The 15,457-nt window shown below is 72.2% G+C and carries 16 protein-coding genes; 9 read left to right on the top strand and 7 right to left on the bottom strand.

Features of this window, described 5'->3' with window-relative positions; translation table 11 throughout:
* The first annotated feature begins 235 nt into the window (after positions 1-235).
* From ACIBA9_RS26195 to ACIBA9_RS26180, 4 genes are all read left to right on the top strand, one after another.
* The gene (locus ACIBA9_RS26195) at positions 236-1,492 is read left to right on the top strand and encodes an ABC transporter substrate-binding protein (protein WP_399366662.1); all 1,257 of its coding nucleotides are present in this window, start codon (positions 236-238) and stop codon (positions 1,490-1,492) included.
* Positions 1,489-2,391, top strand: a complete 903-nt coding sequence (locus ACIBA9_RS26190) for a carbohydrate ABC transporter permease (RefSeq protein WP_399366660.1) — start codon at positions 1,489-1,491, stop codon at positions 2,389-2,391. The genes ACIBA9_RS26195 and ACIBA9_RS26190 overlap by 4 nt, the downstream gene beginning before the upstream one ends.
* Positions 2,384-3,217, top strand: coding sequence for a carbohydrate ABC transporter permease (locus ACIBA9_RS26185; RefSeq protein ID WP_399366658.1), 834 nt, complete (start codon positions 2,384-2,386; stop codon positions 3,215-3,217). Before ACIBA9_RS26190 ends, ACIBA9_RS26185 begins: the two co-directional genes overlap by 8 nt.
* A 169-nt stretch (positions 3,218-3,386) precedes the next feature.
* Positions 3,387-4,169, top strand: a complete 783-nt coding sequence (locus ACIBA9_RS26180) for a sulfite exporter TauE/SafE family protein (RefSeq protein WP_399366656.1) — start codon at positions 3,387-3,389, stop codon at positions 4,167-4,169.
* Positions 4,170-4,187: 18 nt separating this feature from the next.
* Here the strand turns inward: ACIBA9_RS26180 and ACIBA9_RS26175 are convergent, their stop codons facing one another.
* From ACIBA9_RS26175 to ACIBA9_RS26165, 3 genes are all read right to left on the bottom strand, one after another.
* Complete coding sequence (locus ACIBA9_RS26175; RefSeq protein WP_399366654.1) at positions 4,188-4,826, bottom strand: class F sortase; 639 nt, start codon at positions 4,824-4,826, stop codon at positions 4,188-4,190.
* 121 nt (positions 4,827-4,947) lie between these two features.
* Complete coding sequence (locus ACIBA9_RS26170; RefSeq protein WP_362156864.1) at positions 4,948-5,457, bottom strand: hypothetical protein; 510 nt, start codon at positions 5,455-5,457, stop codon at positions 4,948-4,950.
* A 319-nt stretch (positions 5,458-5,776) separates the two neighbouring features.
* Positions 5,777-7,426: a M4 family metallopeptidase gene (locus ACIBA9_RS26165; protein ID WP_399366652.1), complete on the bottom strand. Its 1,650-nt coding sequence runs from the start codon at positions 7,424-7,426 to the stop codon at positions 5,777-5,779.
* Between the two features lie 364 nt (positions 7,427-7,790).
* On the opposite strand from ACIBA9_RS26165, the gene ACIBA9_RS26160 reads away from it, so the two are divergent.
* The 3 genes from ACIBA9_RS26160 (at position 7,791) to ACIBA9_RS26150 (ending at position 9,264) form a co-directional block, all read left to right on the top strand.
* The gene (locus tag ACIBA9_RS26160; RefSeq protein ID WP_399366650.1) at positions 7,791-8,285 is read left to right on the top strand and encodes a MarR family winged helix-turn-helix transcriptional regulator; all 495 of its coding nucleotides are present in this window, start codon (positions 7,791-7,793) and stop codon (positions 8,283-8,285) included.
* Positions 8,282-8,740 carry a MarR family transcriptional regulator gene (locus tag ACIBA9_RS26155; protein WP_399366648.1) on the top strand — a complete coding sequence of 153 codons (459 nt, stop codon included), beginning with the start codon at positions 8,282-8,284 and terminating at the stop codon, positions 8,738-8,740. The genes ACIBA9_RS26160 and ACIBA9_RS26155 overlap by 4 nt, the downstream gene beginning before the upstream one ends.
* 257 nt (positions 8,741-8,997) lie before the next feature.
* Positions 8,998-9,264 carry a hypothetical protein gene (locus ACIBA9_RS26150; RefSeq protein WP_399366646.1) on the top strand — a complete coding sequence of 89 codons (267 nt, stop codon included), beginning with the start codon at positions 8,998-9,000 and terminating at the stop codon, positions 9,262-9,264.
* Between the two features lie 79 nt (positions 9,265-9,343).
* Here the strand turns inward: ACIBA9_RS26150 and ACIBA9_RS26145 are convergent, their stop codons facing one another.
* The 4 genes from ACIBA9_RS26145 to ACIBA9_RS26130 all read right to left on the bottom strand — a co-directional run bounded on the left by ACIBA9_RS26145 (position 9,344) and on the right by ACIBA9_RS26130 (position 12,592).
* Positions 9,344-9,925, bottom strand: a complete 582-nt coding sequence (locus ACIBA9_RS26145; protein ID WP_399366644.1) for a TetR/AcrR family transcriptional regulator — start codon at positions 9,923-9,925, stop codon at positions 9,344-9,346.
* A 65-nt stretch (positions 9,926-9,990) separates the two neighbouring features.
* Positions 9,991-10,881 carry an SDR family NAD(P)-dependent oxidoreductase gene (locus ACIBA9_RS26140; protein ID WP_399366642.1) on the bottom strand — a complete coding sequence of 297 codons (891 nt, stop codon included), beginning with the start codon at positions 10,879-10,881 and terminating at the stop codon, positions 9,991-9,993.
* Between the two features lie 158 nt (positions 10,882-11,039).
* Positions 11,040-11,870: an arylamine N-acetyltransferase gene (locus ACIBA9_RS26135; protein ID WP_399366640.1), complete on the bottom strand. Its 831-nt coding sequence runs from the start codon at positions 11,868-11,870 to the stop codon at positions 11,040-11,042.
* Between the two features lie 44 nt (positions 11,871-11,914).
* Positions 11,915-12,592: a vancomycin high temperature exclusion protein gene (locus tag ACIBA9_RS26130; protein WP_399366638.1), complete on the bottom strand. Its 678-nt coding sequence runs from the start codon at positions 12,590-12,592 to the stop codon at positions 11,915-11,917.
* 182 nt (positions 12,593-12,774) lie between these two features.
* On the opposite strand from ACIBA9_RS26130, the gene ACIBA9_RS26125 reads away from it, so the two are divergent.
* Together ACIBA9_RS26125 and ACIBA9_RS26120 are read left to right on the top strand one after the other, a co-directional pair.
* Entirely contained in the window at positions 12,775-14,049 is a 1,275-nt protein-coding gene (locus ACIBA9_RS26125) for a deoxyguanosinetriphosphate triphosphohydrolase (RefSeq protein WP_399366636.1), read from the top strand.
* 104 nt (positions 14,050-14,153) lie between these two features.
* Complete coding sequence (locus ACIBA9_RS26120) at positions 14,154-15,419, top strand: NAD(P)/FAD-dependent oxidoreductase (RefSeq protein ID WP_399366634.1); 1,266 nt, start codon at positions 14,154-14,156, stop codon at positions 15,417-15,419.
* Positions 15,420-15,457: the final 38 nt, after the last annotated feature.

The following is a 15,457-nucleotide window of genomic DNA, read 5'->3' as shown; positions in this document are numbered from 1 at the left end:
GCGGCGTGCAGCGAACGCGTGAGCAGGGCGCGCAGGCCCGGCTCGAAGATGTCTGTGGACGTCAGCGCACCTCCGTCCCCCACATCTGTCCATGGCAGCCCCCCGACTCCACCCTCCGAGCCAGCCCCAGCCCCCGACCCCGTGCCCGACACACGCCCGCAACGCCCCTTTCGTAATCGCCGCGCATGGTTGATCGTTGGGCCGTGCATCGATGGCGAGCGTCAGGGGGCACACGATGGGGAGTTTCAGCCGCAGGGCACTGTTGATGGCGGGCGCGGGGGCGGGAGCCGGGATGCTCACCGCCTGCGGGTCCAACACCGGTCGCGGCGGCGGTGGTTCGGGGACGCGGTTGTCGCAGTGGTACCACCAGTACGGCGAACCCGGCGCCGAGCAGGCGGTGCAGCGCTATGCCGCCGCCTACCGGAAGGCCCACGTCAGCGTCCAGTGGCGGCCGGGCAACTACGACCAGCAGACCGCCGCCGCGCTGCTCACCGACTCCGGACCCGACGTCTTCGAGGTCAACGGGCCGACGCTGGACCAGATCCAGGGCGGCCAGGTGCTCGATCTGACCGAACTGCTGGCCGGGGTGAAGGACGACTTCAACCCGGCCGTGCTCACACCCAAGACGTACGACGGCCGGGTGTGGGGCATCCCGCAGGTCATCGACATGCAACTGCTCTACTACCGCCGGAGCCTGCTCGCGGACGCGGGGATCGAGCCGCCCACCACGCTGGACGCGCTGGTCGAGGCCGCGCGGAAGCTCACCGACGGCAAGGTCAAGGGATTGTTCCTCGGCAATGACGGCGGCGCGGGCGTGCTCGGCGGAACCCCCCTCTACGCGGCCGGACTTCAGCTCGTCACCGCCGAGGGAAAGGTCGGCTTCGACGATCCCGCCGCCGCCCGCACCCTCGGCAAGCTGCACCGGCTGTACGCCGACAAGTCCCTGCTCCTCGGCGCCCCCTCCGACTGGTCCGACCCGGCGGCCTTCGTCCAGGGGCTGACCGCCATGCAGTGGTCCGGTCTGTGGGCGCTGCCGCAGGTGCGAAAGGAGCTGGGTGACGACTTCGGGGTGCTGCCGTTCCCGAAGGACGGCGACCACGGGCGGCCGTCCGTGCCGGTCGGCGCCTACGCCGCCGCCGTCAGCGCCCGTGGCCGGCACAAGGAGGCCGCCAAGGAGTACGTGAAGTGGCTGTGGGTGGAACGCACCGACTATCAGGAGGACTTCGCGCTGTCCTACGGCTTCCACATCCCCGCCCGGATCTCCCTGGCCAAGAAGGCCGCCAAGCTCAGGAAGGGGGCCGCGGCCGACGCCGTGCGGTTCGCCACCGACCACGGCTACAGCCAGCCGCTGCTGTGGACCCCGGCCGGCCAGACCGCCTACCAGGACGCGCTCAGCCGGATCATCGGAAGCGGGGCCGATCCGGAGCGTGAGCTGAGGGCCGTCGTACGCGCGGTGGCGGACGAACTCGACCGGGTGAAGAAGAAGTCGTGAGGCGCCGACGGGCCCTGTGGTTCTGGGTGTTCGTCGGGCCCTTCGCCCTGGGGCTGGCGCTGTTCACCTACGTTCCGCTGCTGTGGAGCGTGGGCCTGAGCTTCTTCGACGCGCACAACACCGTCACGCCCACCCACTTCGTCGGGACGGCCAACTACACGGCGATGCTGAAGGACGGCGCGTTCGTCGGCAGTCTGTGGACCTTCCTCGTCTTCACCGCCTTCATCGTGCCCGTGACCTTCGTGTCCGCGCTCGCCCTGGCCCTGATGGTCAACCGTGTCGGACGGGCCCGGGCCTTCTTCCGGTCGGTGTTCTTCCTCCCGGCCGCGTGCAGTTACGTCGTGGCCGCGCTGATCTGGAAGATGTCGGTCTTCAGCGGGGTGCGGTTCGGGCTGGCCAACACCGTGCTGGGATGGTTCGGCGGCGATTCCGTCGCCTGGCTGTCGACCACCGACCCGCCCTGGTACTGGCTGGTGATCGTCACCGTACGGCTGTGGCTCCAGACCGGGTTCTACATGATCCTGTTCCTCGCCGGGCTGCAGCGCATCGACCCGGCGCTGTACGAGGCGGCCGCCGTGGACGGGGCCCGGCCCGGCTGGACCGTGCTGCGGCACATCACCCTGCCCCAGCTGCGGGCCACCTCGGTCGCGGTGGTGCTGCTCCTCGTCGTGAACGCCTTCCAGGCCTTCGACGAGTTCTACAACCTGCTCTCCGACGCGCGCGGCTACCCGCCCTATGCCAGACCGCCGCTGGTCTACCTCTACTACCTCGCCCTCGGCCAGGGGCAGGACTTGGGGCTCGGCAGCGCGGGGGCGGTGATCCTGGCTCTGATCATCGCCCTGGTCACGGTGGGGCAGGCCCGGTGGCTGAGGCTGGGAAGGACGGACACCGATGGATGACGCCCTGGTGCGCGCCGGCCGGGCGCTGCGCGTGGTGCTGCTGTGCGCGCTCGCCCTGCTCTTCCTGGTCCCGTTCTATCTGCTGGTCCGCAACGGGCTCTCCGCCGAGCGGGACATCACCTCGCCCGAGTGGACCTTCTTCCCGCACGAGGTGCGGTGGGGCAACGTCCGGGAGCTGTTCGAGGACCCGTCCGTCCCCTTCGCCCGGTCACTGCTCAACTCGGCGCTGATCGCCGTCGCGACGACGCTCGGCACACTGCTCCTGGCCTCCCTCGCGGGCTACGGCCTCGCCCGCATCCCCTACCGGCACGCGAACAAGGTCTTCTACGGCATCCTCGGCACCCTGCTGGTGCCGGCCGCCGTGACCTTCGTACCGAGCTTCGTGCTGGTGTCGTCGCTGGGCTGGATCTCCACCCTGCGCGGCCTGATCGTGCCGACCCTGTTCTCCGCCTTCGCCTGTTTCGTCTTCCGGCAGTACTTCCTCGGCTTCCCCCGGGAGCTGGAGGACGCGGCCCAGGTCGACGGGCTCGGGTACTGGCGCACCTACTGGCTGGTGGTCGTGCCGAACGCGCGGCCGGTGTTCGCGGCCGTCGGCACGATCGTGTTCCTCGGCGCGTGGAACTCCTTCCTGTGGCCGTTGGTGATCGGGCAGGACCAAAACGCCTGGACGGTGCAGGTGGCGCTGTCGTCGTTCACCACCTCCCAAGTGGTGCGGCTGCACGAGCTGTTCGTGGCGGCGGCCGTGTCGATCCTGCCGCTGCTGGTGGTGTTCCTGTGCTTCCAGCGGTGGATCGTGGCGGGGGTGGAGCGGTCCGGGATCGACTAGGGCCCGTCGGGACCAGGGCCTGTCGGGACCAGGGCCTGTCGGGACGGCACCGCCGGGCCGGCCGCACGGGGCTCACGGCGAGTCGCCACCGTCCGTGGACGGACGCGAAGCCTCAGAAGCCGCTCAGATACGTGGACGCCACACCCGTCGGCTTCCTAGGGTCGCGATCATGCCCGACATACCCGTGCTCGTCCTGGTCCTGCTCTGCCTGGCGGCTCTCGCGGCCGGCTGGATCGACGCCGTCGTCGGCGGGGGCGGGCTGCTGCTCTTGCCGGCCCTGCTGCTCGGCCTGCCCGCCGCCACCCCGGCCGCGTACACGCTCGGCACCAACAAGGCGATCGCGATCGTCGGCACGGGCGGCGCCGCGCTGACCTACGTGCGCAAGGCGCCGGTGGAGGTCGGCACGGCCGTCCGCATCGGCCTGGCCGCGCTGGCCGGCTCCTCGGCGGGCGCCCTCCTCGCGGCCGGCATGAGCACGGAGGTCCTCAAGCCGGTGATCATGGTGGTGCTGCTCGCGGTCGCCGCCTTCGTGATCCTGCGCCCCGCCTTCGGCACCGCTCCCGCCACCGCCCCGGTCGGCCGCCGCCGCAAGCTCGCCGCGATCGGTCTGGCCGGCCTCGGCATCGGCTTCTACGACGGCCTGATCGGCCCCGGCACCGGCACGTTCCTGGTCCTCGCGCTCACCGCGGTCCTGCGGCTGGACCTGGTCACCGCGTCCGCCACCGCGAAGATCGTCAACTGCTGCACCAACGCGGGCGCCCTCGCCACTTTCGCCTGGCAGGGCACGGTGCTGTGGCGCTTCGCGGCCCTGCTCGCCGTGTTCAACCTGGCCGGCGCCACCCTCGGCGCCCGCACCGCGCTCAAACAGGGCAGCGGCTTCGTCCGGGTCGTGCTGCTGACCGTCGTCTTCGCACTGGTGGCGAACCTGGCGTACCAGCAGTGGCTGGCCTGACCGGTCCCGGCCGCAGGCTCAGTGGCTGCCCGTCAGATGGGCGAACACCACCACGTTGCCCTGGTAGCCGGTCGTCCTCGAATAGCCGCCGCCGCAGGTGATGACGCGCAGCTCGGGGCGCGGGGCCGCGCCGTAGACCTTGTCGTCGGGGAAGGCGCGCGCCGAGTACACCTCCACGGCGTCCACGGCGAACACGGCCACCGAGCCGTCCTGGCGGTCCACCTCGATCCGGGCGCCCCGCCTGAGCGCGCCGAGGTCGTAGAAGACGGCGGGGCCCTCGGTGTTGTCGACATGGCCGGCGACGACCGCGGTGCCCGTCTCGCCGGGCAGGGTGCCGGCCTCGTACCAGCCGGCGAGGTTCTTCTGCTCGGGGGGCGGCACGTCCAGGCTGCCGGAGCGGGTGAGGGCCAGGCCCATCAGCGGGGCGTCGACCCGGATCGCGGGGATACGGATGCGGGTGGGCGGGGACGGTGCGAGGGCGGGGGCCGCCGGCCGCTCGCCCCCCGGGTCGGGGCGGCCCTCGACGGCGGACGGCTGCGGTGGCGTGTGCGCGCCGGTGCCGTCGCCGAGCAGCCACACCCCCGAACCGAGGGCGACGACGGTGACCGCGGCTATCGCGGTGTCACCGAGCCTGTCGCGTCTGGCGCGCTTGCGCATGTGAACCCCTCTCCCGGAGGCGGGCCCCCGAAGGCCCCCTCCCCCTCCGGGCCGCGAGGGGCATCGGACCCGGAGGGGGCGGGACGTGCGGTACCGGCGGACGGACGGCGGAGGATGTCCGTCAGATCCCGTCGCCTCTCGCCCGGCGATGCAGGAGCCAGGTACCGCCCGCGGCGGCGACGGCAAGCGCCGCCACACCCGCCGCGGTCTGTACGGGGTCGGGGCCCAGTGCGCCGCCGACCCCCGTCTTGACACTTCCCCGCGGCTGCAACTGCTCGTGCACCGCGGTCAGGGCCACCATCAGGTCGCCCTTCACCTGCCGATCGCCCTCGGCGCAGGTGGCGACGATCTCGTACGTCCCCATCTGCGCGCTGGGCGGCACCCGGAACTGGCCGATCGCCTCGCCCTCGTGCGTGCTGGGCGCGAGGGTGAAGACCCCGGCGCCGACCGCGCCGGCGTCGCCGGTGGCGGAGCCCTTGTCCCCGCACGCGGCCGTGTTCACCGTGACCTGGTCGCCCGGCGCCACGGTGGAGGGGTAGACGTCCAGGCGGCCGGCGTCGACGGCGTGGGCGGGTGCCCCGACGGCCACGGCGAGCGCGGTACCGGTCAGCAGACGGGCGATGCGTCGCATGGTGCTCCCCAGAGCTTGTCCGACTCGTGCCCTACCGAGATAAGTGGCTCCCGGGGCGCCCCGCTTCCTGAGAGGCCGTCAGGAATACGGTGAACGGGTGTCGGCCGTGCCCCCCACACGGGTGAGTCGGCGCCGGGTTCCGGCAGGTCATGGGCGGTGTCCGAGGCAGACGGAGAAGCCGGTATGAAAAGAACACGAATGGAGCGGCGGGCACCGGTGAACGGGTGACGGGCTGTCAGCGCAGACACGGCTCGCTCGCCGCACGCGCGAGAGGCCGGTGCCCGCCCCGGGGCACCGGCCTCTCGACGTCACCGCCCGATCACTTCACGTTGACCGCGCTCCAGGCGGCGGCCACCGCGTTGTACTCCGTGCTTCCGGCGCCGTAGAGGTCCTTCGCCGCGCTGAGGGTGGCCGTCCGCGCCCCCTGGTAGTTCGTCGAGGACGTCATGTAGACCGTCAGCGCCCGGTACCAGATCCTGCCGACCTTGTCGTGGCCGATGCCGGTGACCGTGGAGCCGTCGTACGTCGGGGAGTCGTAGGCGACCCCGTTGACGGTCTTCGCGCCGCTGCCCTCCGCGAGGAGGTAGGCGAAGTGGTTGGCGACGCCCGAGGAGTAGTGGACGTCCAGGTTGCCGACCGAACTGCTCCAGTAGTCGGCGGAGCTGCCGTCCCTGGACGGCTTGTCCATGAAGCGCAGGGCCGCCTTGCCGAAGCCGGGCTTCACGATCTTCTCGCCGATGAGGTAGTCACCGGGGTCGGACGAGTTGTTCGCGTACCACTCGACCATCGTGCCGAGGATGTCGGAGGTGGCCTCGTTCAGGCCGCCGGACTCGCCCGAGTACGTCAGCGCGGCGGTCTTGGACGTCACGCCGTGGGTCATCTCGTGCCCGGCGACGTCGAGGGCGACCAGTGGCCCGAAGGTGGTCCCGTCACCGTCGCCGTACGTCATGCAGAAACAACTGTCGTCCCAGAAGGCGTTGTTGTAGTTGCTGCCGTAGTGGACGCGGTTGTACGAGCCCTTGCCGTCGCCGGCGATGCCGTTGCGGCCCTGGACGTTCTTGTAGTAGTCCCAGGTCTCGTTGGTGCCGTACTGGGCGTCGACGGCGGCCGAGGAGCGGTCGGCGGTGCTGCCCGTGCCCCAGTGGTTGTCGGCGTCGGTGAACAGGGTGGCGGGGGCCCGGCTGATGCAGATGCCGAAGATGCACAGGTCGGTCTTGTTGGCCGCGTCACCGGTGTAGGTGTTGCCCCGCGTCGGGTCCTTGAGCTGGTACGACCCCCCGGACTGGGTGCTCTCCAGCGGCACCTGCCCGCTGTACAGCGAGGCGCCGTCGCCGGTGGCCGTCTCGATGCTGTCCCAGGCGTCGATCCGGGCGCCGGTGCGGGCGTCGGTCAGCACCGTGCGGGCGACGGGGTTGCCGAGCGAGTCGAACCCGGCAGCGGTGGTGCGCCAGGCCAGCCTCGGCGCGCCGTGCAGGGCGTCGACGACCAGCTCCGGGGCGGCCTTGACCTGCTTCAGCCCGCTGCCGGGGTGGGCGGCGCGCAGCGCGTTCACCGCGAGGCCGGCGGCGCGCGGGCCGGATACCTTCGGGGTGACGGAGGGCAGGGATATCCGGTTGCGCGTGGCGCGGTCGGCGCCGCGGTAGCCGCCGTCGGCCGTCAGATGGACGACGAAGTCACCGCCCAGGACCGGGAGTTTCCGGTAGGTGCGGTCGTACCGGACGTGCTGGGTGCCGTCCTTGTCCACGATCACGTCCCGGACGCGGGTGTCCTGGGCGGAGGTGAGGCCCAGCCCGGAGGCGTGGGCGAGCAGTGCCGACGCCGCGTTCTCGACCGCGGTGGCCCGGCTGGGTCTGCCGGCGGCCTGGGCGGCGGGGGAGAGGGCGGCGGCCAGCAGGGTCGCGGTGGTGACCGCGACACCGGCCGTGGCGAGCCGGCGGGTTCCTCGGGCGTGCTGCCGTGTCCGGTTCATCTGTCTCCTCGGGGAGGCGCCGAGCTAGGCGTGGGGGTGGCGCTGATGACGAGACAGTTTTAAGCGGGCATGACAAGCGTGTCCATAGCGCCTCCATGGAGATGTGTGGCGGGCCGGTGGGGGTATGGAATCTTTTCCGCCATCCCACCCGAAGTCCGGCGCCGGGGATCCGTCGGCCGTGGTGGGCGGCTGATGGTGCGCCGCGACGGTCGGACTCGGCAACTCCCGCCGGGCGAAGGTGCGGTGAGGCCGTCGTAGGGGCAGACCCGAGCGCCGCTGGACGAGCACGCCGCCTTCCGCGGTCCCGGCGCGGGAAGCCCGAAAATGGTAGCCATGGACATAGTAGCCATGTAATCTATTCGCTATGAGCAAGGGTTCACCGGGCCCCACGCCCGGCTTCCTCGTATGGCGGCTCGCCAACAAGTGGCGTGTCGCGGTCGATCGCGCGCTGACTCCGCTGGGCCTCACCCACGCGCAGTACTCACTGGTCGCCTCGCTGTACGGCATGCAGCGCGCCGGCGAGCGTCCCAGTCAGCGCCGACTCGCCGACCACACCGGTCTGGAGGCGCTGTACGTCTCGAAGCTGGCCCGCGCCCTGGAGTCGGCCGGCCTGATCGAGCGCACCCGCGATCCCCGCGACCCGCGCGCCGTACAGCTGGCCCTCACCGAGCAGGGCCAGGACGTCACGAGGCGGGCCATCGCGGTGGTCCAGGGACTGCTTCAGCAGTTGCTGGAGCCGCTCGGCGGCCTCGACGCCCCGCGTACGCGCGCGTTCACCGACGAGTTGACGACCCTGCTCGACGCACCTCTCGCTCCATTCCTGCCGAACGACCAGAGCGCTCAGGGGAGAACACCATGACCACCACCGCGTCCACCGCTAGCGCGCCCGTCGCCGACGGCCGTGCCCTCGGCCTGGCCCACTACGCCGCCCGCGGCGTCCTGGAGCACGTCCTGGCCCGGCACGGCATCACCTTCCGGCAGCACATCGCCCTGCGGGCAGCCGTCACCGCCGAAGCCCCGCAGACACCTGACGACCTCGTCACCCGGATCCAGGGCTCACTCAAGGCCGATCCCGCCGACATCAGGGGCACTCTCGACGAGCTGCTGGCCAAGCAGTTGCTCGTCGCGGACGGCGCGCACCTTCGCCCCGCGGCCGCGGGGCGCGAGCTGATCGCCGCCGCCGGCGCGGAGACGGCCCCCATCGCCGCCCGCGTCTGGGGCGGGATACCCGCCGAGGACCTGGCCGCTGCCGGCCGAGTCCTCGCCCTGGTCACCGAGCGCGCCAACGCGGAGCTCGCGGCGCTGACCGCCTGACGACCCGACCGCCCGATCGGGCTGGGCGCCATGGAGTAGGACGTAGTGGTGGCCCAAGGGGGCCCGGTCGGACTGACGCCTGCCTGCGAGCTCCGGCTCGAAGGCGCGCGGCTGGCCGTCCTGGAGCGCCTGACCGAAGTGGACGCGAAGATCAGGGGCGGGGTGATCACCCGCCCGGCGCCGAGGCGCTCTGTCGCCGGGGGCATGCTGCCCGCGCCGGCCGAGGTGCAGCGGCAAGTGACCTGGCGGGGCCGGTCGTGGGCACCACGTACCCCACCGCGCGGCTCAACGGCGCCGGGGTGCGGTACGAGCTGCCGGGCGAGCGCCCGCTGACCGGCAGCAGCACCCCGGACCCCGAACTCGCCGACGGCGCACGCCGCGCGGACCACCTCCACGGCGGCCGGGCGCTCCCGCTCCACCTCACCGACGACCCGGACCTCCGGGCCCGCGCCGCGGGGTGCGTCGGCCGCGTCGACACCCTGGCGGAGGCGCTGGAGCGGTGGTTCGCAGTGCCGGAGGGCTAGGCGACGCCGGGCGCGCGAAGGGCTTGGCGCCGGTGTTCGTTCCCTCGTTCCTGCCGGTCCGCGTGCCGCGGGACGCGACTCAGGCGTTCGGTGGGGTGACTCGCAGGCCCTCGAGGAGTGTGCCCAGGTAGCGACGAGCGGTGACCGTCCGGTCGGCGGGAGTGCCGCCGTGGACGTGTACGGCGTAGGCGACGCCGCACATGAGGGCAACCAGGTCGGTCGCGGTCAGGTCGGGGCGGACCGTCCCGGCCTCGCGTGCCCGGTCCAGGAGGGTGGTGCCGGCCGACCACAGCGACGTCTTGAGTTCCGTGGTGCGCGGCAGGGCGTTCTCGGGTGCGGCGGTGACCGGGGTCAGGGAGGCGTCGCCGACCTGCGCTTCGACCGTGCGGGTCAGGAAGCCCTCCAGCGCGCGCCAGGGGTCGGGGTCGGCCAGGGCCTGATCGCCGTGTGTGACCAGGGCTTCCAGGCAGGGGGTGGCGACGGTCTCCAGCAGCGCCTCCGGCGTGGCGAAGTGCCGGTAGACGGTCCCGACACCGATTCCGGCGCGGCGGGCGACGTCGTTGAGCTGCAACGGTGTGCCCTCATCCACGAGGGCACGGGCGACGGCGACGATCTGGTCCCGGTTGCGGGCGGCGTCCTTGCGCAGTGGCGGCGTCGTCATGAGGACATCTTAAGTGGATGCCCCATCCGGATAACCCGTCGCCCGTGTCGTCGTCGCAGGGCGGTTCAGGTGGCCGTGAGGGGCGCGTACCGCTCGCTGAGTCGCCGGACGGCGTCGGCGACACGGGGGTCGGTGGCGGTGCGGAGCGGCGCGACCGGGCGAGACCGGGCGCCGACGACGATGCCGGTACGACCCGTCAGGGCGCCGTCGGTGGCGGCGGTGATCGAGGGTCTGGCAGCCGTGGACGCCGGGCCGGAAGTCGAGCGTTCGAACTTGCGGCGCACCAGCGGCCACAACAGCCGCAGTGCGGGTGAGACGATCTTCGGGTCGAGCAGGGTGCCGTTGGTCATGTCGGTGGCGGCGCCCCCGGGGTCGGCGGCGAAGACCGATACGCCTGTGCCGTCCAGCCGCCTGGCCAGGTCCAGCGTGTAGGCGAGGTTGGCAAGCTTGGCGCGGCCGTACCAGTGGAAGCCGTAGTAGCCGCCGGGCGGCTCGACGGCATCGAACACCCGCTTCGCGGTCGCGACCGCACCCGAGGTCACGTTCACGACTCTGCTCGGTGCGCCGGCCGTCAGCGTGGGCAGCAGCAGCTCGGTCAGCAGATACGGCGAGAGATGGTTGACGACGAAGGACGCCTCGACGCCGCTCAGGTCCCGTCGGTCCGGGAACATCGCCCCGACGTTGTTGATCAGCACGCTCAGCGGTTCACCCGCGGCGGCATGCTCGGAAGCGATCCGGGCGGCGAGCGTGCGCACTTCGTCGAGTGCGGAGAGGTCGGCGGACAGGAACCGGGCGGGGTGTGCCGGGCTCGTCGCGTTGATCCGGTCGACCGCCCGGGCGCCCCGGTCGGCGTCGCGGCCTACGACGGTGACCGAGAATTCGGCGGCGGCCAGTCCAAGCGCCGTCTCCAAGCCGATGCCGGCCGTTCCGGCCGTGACCACAGCGGTCCTCTTCATGGCTCGCTCACCCCTATGCCGACCAAATATCCGGATAGGTAATCCGGTTAGCGCGAGTGTATCAGGCATGCGGATAACTCATCCACTTAGAGCCGACCGCGCCGGCCGGGCCGACGGAACGCCCCGCCGCCGCCCCACCACGGAGCCGGCCCGGCGCGTCAGCCGAGCAGCCTCGCTCCCTCGGGCACCTCGATGCCGAACTCCTCCTCCACCACGCGACGCGCCTCCGCCTCGTCGGACAACTCGCGTACGGACACCGCGCCGTCGGCCCGGGTCTCGGTCAACACCCCTCCGTCCAGCGAGAGATGGTGTGCGGCGGTGGTCCGTTTCAGATAGGCGCGGCGGGTGAACGGGGAACGCGGATTGGTGCCGACGTGCCAGTTGAACACCTCGAAGTCGGCGGCGGTGAACGGCTCCGACGTGAACGCGTACTGGCTCACCCAGTCCCCCGACACCCGGTCGTAGGCCTGCAACGCCCACAACTCCAGCGGCCCTTCGTGCGCGAGCACCGCGAACCGGTGCCGGCGCCCGCCGCCCTCCGACTCCACACCGAGGGCCAACGGCACCGGGGCCAGCAGCGATCCGACCGCCCCGAAGCCCACGTCCGCCAGATACGGCAGGGGCTCGCCCGGCACCTCGACCCGCAGCATCGCGTGGGTGCGCGGCCGGCTCTCCGGCGACCCCGCCCCCAGCACCACCCGTCCCGCCAGCGCCGACACGCGGAACCCCAGCGCCTCGAGCGCTCGCCACAGCAGGATGTTGTGCTCGTAGCAGTAGCCGCCGCGCCGGCCGTGGACCAGCTTGGCCACCAGATCGGCGGGGTCCAGGGAAGGGGCCCGGCCCGCCAAGGAGTCCAGGTTCTCGAAGGGCAGGGCCAGGGCGTGCGCCAGATGCACCCCCCGCAGGGTCGCCAGGTCGGCCCGTGCGTCCCCCTCCCAGCCGATGCGGCGCAGATACGCGTCGAGGTCGCGCTTCTCCAGGTCGGACATGCCCCGAACCTACGTGAACACCACCCGCGCCCACGGGCGGCGCGTCACCGGGCGGACGCCAGGGCCCGCGCCACCCCCGGTTCCCTCGGCCCGAGGAACCGCGGGCCCGGCCGGAACACCGCGTCCAGCGCCGCCTTGCCCGCCGCGAACACCTCGCGTGTGCCGCCGTAGTACCAGGTCGCGTCGTGCTTGGCGTCGACCCCCACACCGACGGAGTCGATCCCCGCGGCCTCGCACAGCGCCACCGCGCGCCGGATGTGGAACCCCTGGCTGATCAGCACCGCCCGGTCCACCCCGAAGATCTTCCTGGCCCGCACACACGAGTCCCAGGTGTCGAAGCCGGCGTAGTCCTCGACGATCCGCGGGTCCGGTACCCCGTGCCGGGTGAGGTAGGCGCGCATGGCGTCCGGCTCGTCGTAGTCCTCGCGGCTGTTGTCCCCGGTGACGAGGACGACCTCGACGCGCCCCTCCCGGTAGAGCGTGACCGCCGCGTCCAGCCGGTGCGCGAGGTACGGCGACGGCTCGCCCTTCGACAACCCCGCCCCGAACACCACGGCGACGGGTGCGCTCGGCGCGTCCGCCGTGGTGCGCAGCCGGTCCGCCGTAGACACGTACAGCCAGGTCACCGGCGACAGCGCCAGCACGCACCCGGCCACCACGGCCCGCACCAGCCGCCGCTGCCCGGCCCGGGTGCGCGGCAACCGTGGTCGACGGATCTTCATACGGCCCCCCGGGAGACGATCGGTTCCGACCAAGGAGGACGCCGGCGGCACCCGTCCGGTTTCCTCCCCCCACGGCCCTCCCACGTGCGGGGAACGGGAGCGGAACGGGAATCGGCCACCGGACAGACGATCAGACCCCCCTCGGCACCACGAATGTCGGCGCCGCCGCTTACTGTCGAATCATGGAAGGCACCGCACCCCCCCTCAGCTATGACCAGGACGCGCAGGACCGCTGGGCCCCCGAGCCCGACAAACGTCCGGGCCGCACCGCCTTCCAACGCGACCGCGCCCGCATCCTGCACAGCTCCGCCCTGCGCCGGCTCGCGGGCAAGACCCAGGTGGTCACCCCGGGAACCCGCACCTCCGCCTGGGACGCCAGCCCGCGGACCCGGCTCACCCACTCCCTGGAGTGCGCCCAGGTCGGCCGCGAGCTCGGTGCCGCCCTCGGCTGCGACCCCGACCTCGTCGAAGCGGCCTGTCTCGCCCACGACCTCGGCCATCCGCCCTTCGGCCACAACGGCGAACAGGCGCTGAACGAGTTCGCCGACGACTGCGGCGGCTTCGAGGGCAACGCCCAGTCCCTGCGCCTCCTCACCCGGATCGAACCCAAGCGCTTCACCCCGGAGGGCTCCGTCGGGCTGAACCTCACCCGCGCCACCCTCGACGCCGCCACCAAGTACCCCTGGCCGCGCGGCGCCCACCCCACCGACCCCGCGTCCCACAAGTTCGGTGTGTACGAGGACGACCGTCCGGTCTTCGACTGGGTCCGCGCGTCCGCCCCCGGCACCCGCACCTGCTTCGAGGCACAGGTCATGGACTGGGCGGACGACGTGGCCTACTCCGTCCACGACGTCGAGGACGGCCTGCACGCCGGTCACATCGACCCCAACTGCCTGCACGCCGAACCCGAACGGCAGGCGGTCTTCGAAGTCGCCATCGGCCGGTACGTCCCGGCCGGCACCGACCCGGCGGAACTGGCCGCCGCCCTCGACCGCCTCCAGGACCAGGAGTGGTGGCCGCACGGCTACGACGGCACGGCGGTCGCCCAGGCCCGGCTGAAGGACGCCACCAGCCAGCTCATCGGCCGCTTCTGCCTGGCCGCCGAGAGCGCCACCCGCGCCGCGTTCGGCACCGGCCCCCTCACCCGCTACGACGCCGCGCTCGTCGTACCCCGCGAGGCCCGGCTGGAGTGCGCGGTGCTCAAGGCGGTCGCCGACCGCTATGTGATGCAGCGCGCCGAACAGGAGTTGCTCCGCGCCGACCAGCGGGTGATCGTCGCCGAACTCGCCGAGGCGCTCACCGCCCGCGCGCCCGACGGCCTGGACCCGCAGTTCCGGGCGCTGTTCGACCACGCCCCCGACGACCACGCGCGCAAGCGGGTGATCGTGGACCACATCGCCTCCCTCACCGACGCCTCCGCGCGCTCGCTGCACGCGAGACTGACCGGGCATATGTGAGAGGAACGTGACCGGTGGTGGCCTGATCGGGTCACTCCCTCTTCCCGCAGCACGCCCGGTGCGGGACGCTCGCATGTGGCGACACCCTTACGAGGAGGCAACAAGTGGTCGACGCGGATCAGACGTACGTCATCGTCGGAGGCGGCCTCGCCGGCGCCAAGGCGGCCGAGACGCTGCGGGCGGAGGGCTTCACCGGCAGGGTGATACTGATCTGCGACGAGCGCGACCACCCCTACGAGCGCCCCCCGCTGTCCAAGGGCTATCTGCTGGGCAAGGAGGAACGCGACAGCGTCTTCGTGCACGAGCCCGCCTGGTACGCGCGCAACGACATCGAGCTGCACCTCGGCCAGACCGTCGACCGCGTCGACCGCGCGGCCAAGACGGTCCGCTACGGCGACGACGGCACCCTCGTGCGCTACGACAAACTCCTCCTCGTCACCGGCGCCGAACCCCGCCGGCTCGACATCCCCGGCACCGGCCTGGCGGGCGTCCACCATCTGCGCCGGCTCGCGCACGCCGAGCGGCTCAAGGGCGTACTGGCCTCTCTCGGCCGGGACAACGGCCACCTCGTCATCGCGGGCGGTGGCTGGATCGGTCTGGAAGTCGCCGCGGCGGCCCGCCAGTACGGCGCGGAGGTCACGGTGATCGAACCGGAGCAGACCCCCCTGTACGGCGTCCTCGGACCCGAGCTGGGCAACGTCTTCGCCGAGCTCCACCGCGAGCACGGCGTGCGCTTCCACTTCGGCGCCCGGCTCACCGAGATCGTCGGCCAGGACGGCATGGTCCTGGCCGCCCGCACCGACGACGGCGAGGAGCACCCGGCCCACGACGTCCTCGCGGCGATCGGCGCGGCCCCGCGGGTCGCCCTGGCGGAGGCGGCCGGACTGGAGCTGGCCGACCGGGCGCACGGCGGCGGGATCGTGGTCGACGAACGGCTGCGCACCTCCGACCCCGACATCTTCGCCGCCGGTGACGTGGCCTCCTTCCCACTCGCCCGGTACGACGCCCGGCTGCGGGTGGAGCACTGGGCGAACGCCCTGAACGGCGGCCCGGCCGCCGCCCGCGCCATGCTGGGCCAGGACGTCACCTACGACCGCGTGCCCTACTTCTTCACCGACCAGTACGACCTGGGCATGGAGTACAGCGGCTGGGCGCCCCCGGGCTCCTACGACGAGGTGGTGATCCGCGGTGACGCGGGCAAGCGGGAGTTCATCGCCTTCTGGGTGAAGCAGGGCCGCGTCCTGGCCGGGATGAACGTCAACGTGTGGGATGTCACAGAGCGGATCCAGCGACTCATCCGTTCCCAGGCCCCGGTGAACACCGAGGCACTCGCCGACCCCCACGTACCCCTCGACAGCCTCGCCCCCTGACCCGCGCGGCGCCGCCCCTGTCACACCGCCCCCGTAGA

The sequence above is a fragment of the Streptomyces sp. NPDC051452 genome, assembly GCF_044454765.1.
Taxonomy (GTDB): Bacteria; Actinomycetota; Actinomycetes; order Streptomycetales; family Streptomycetaceae; genus Streptomyces.
Note: the sequence above shows the minus strand (reverse complement) of the source record. Positions and strands in the feature narration are given on the sequence as shown.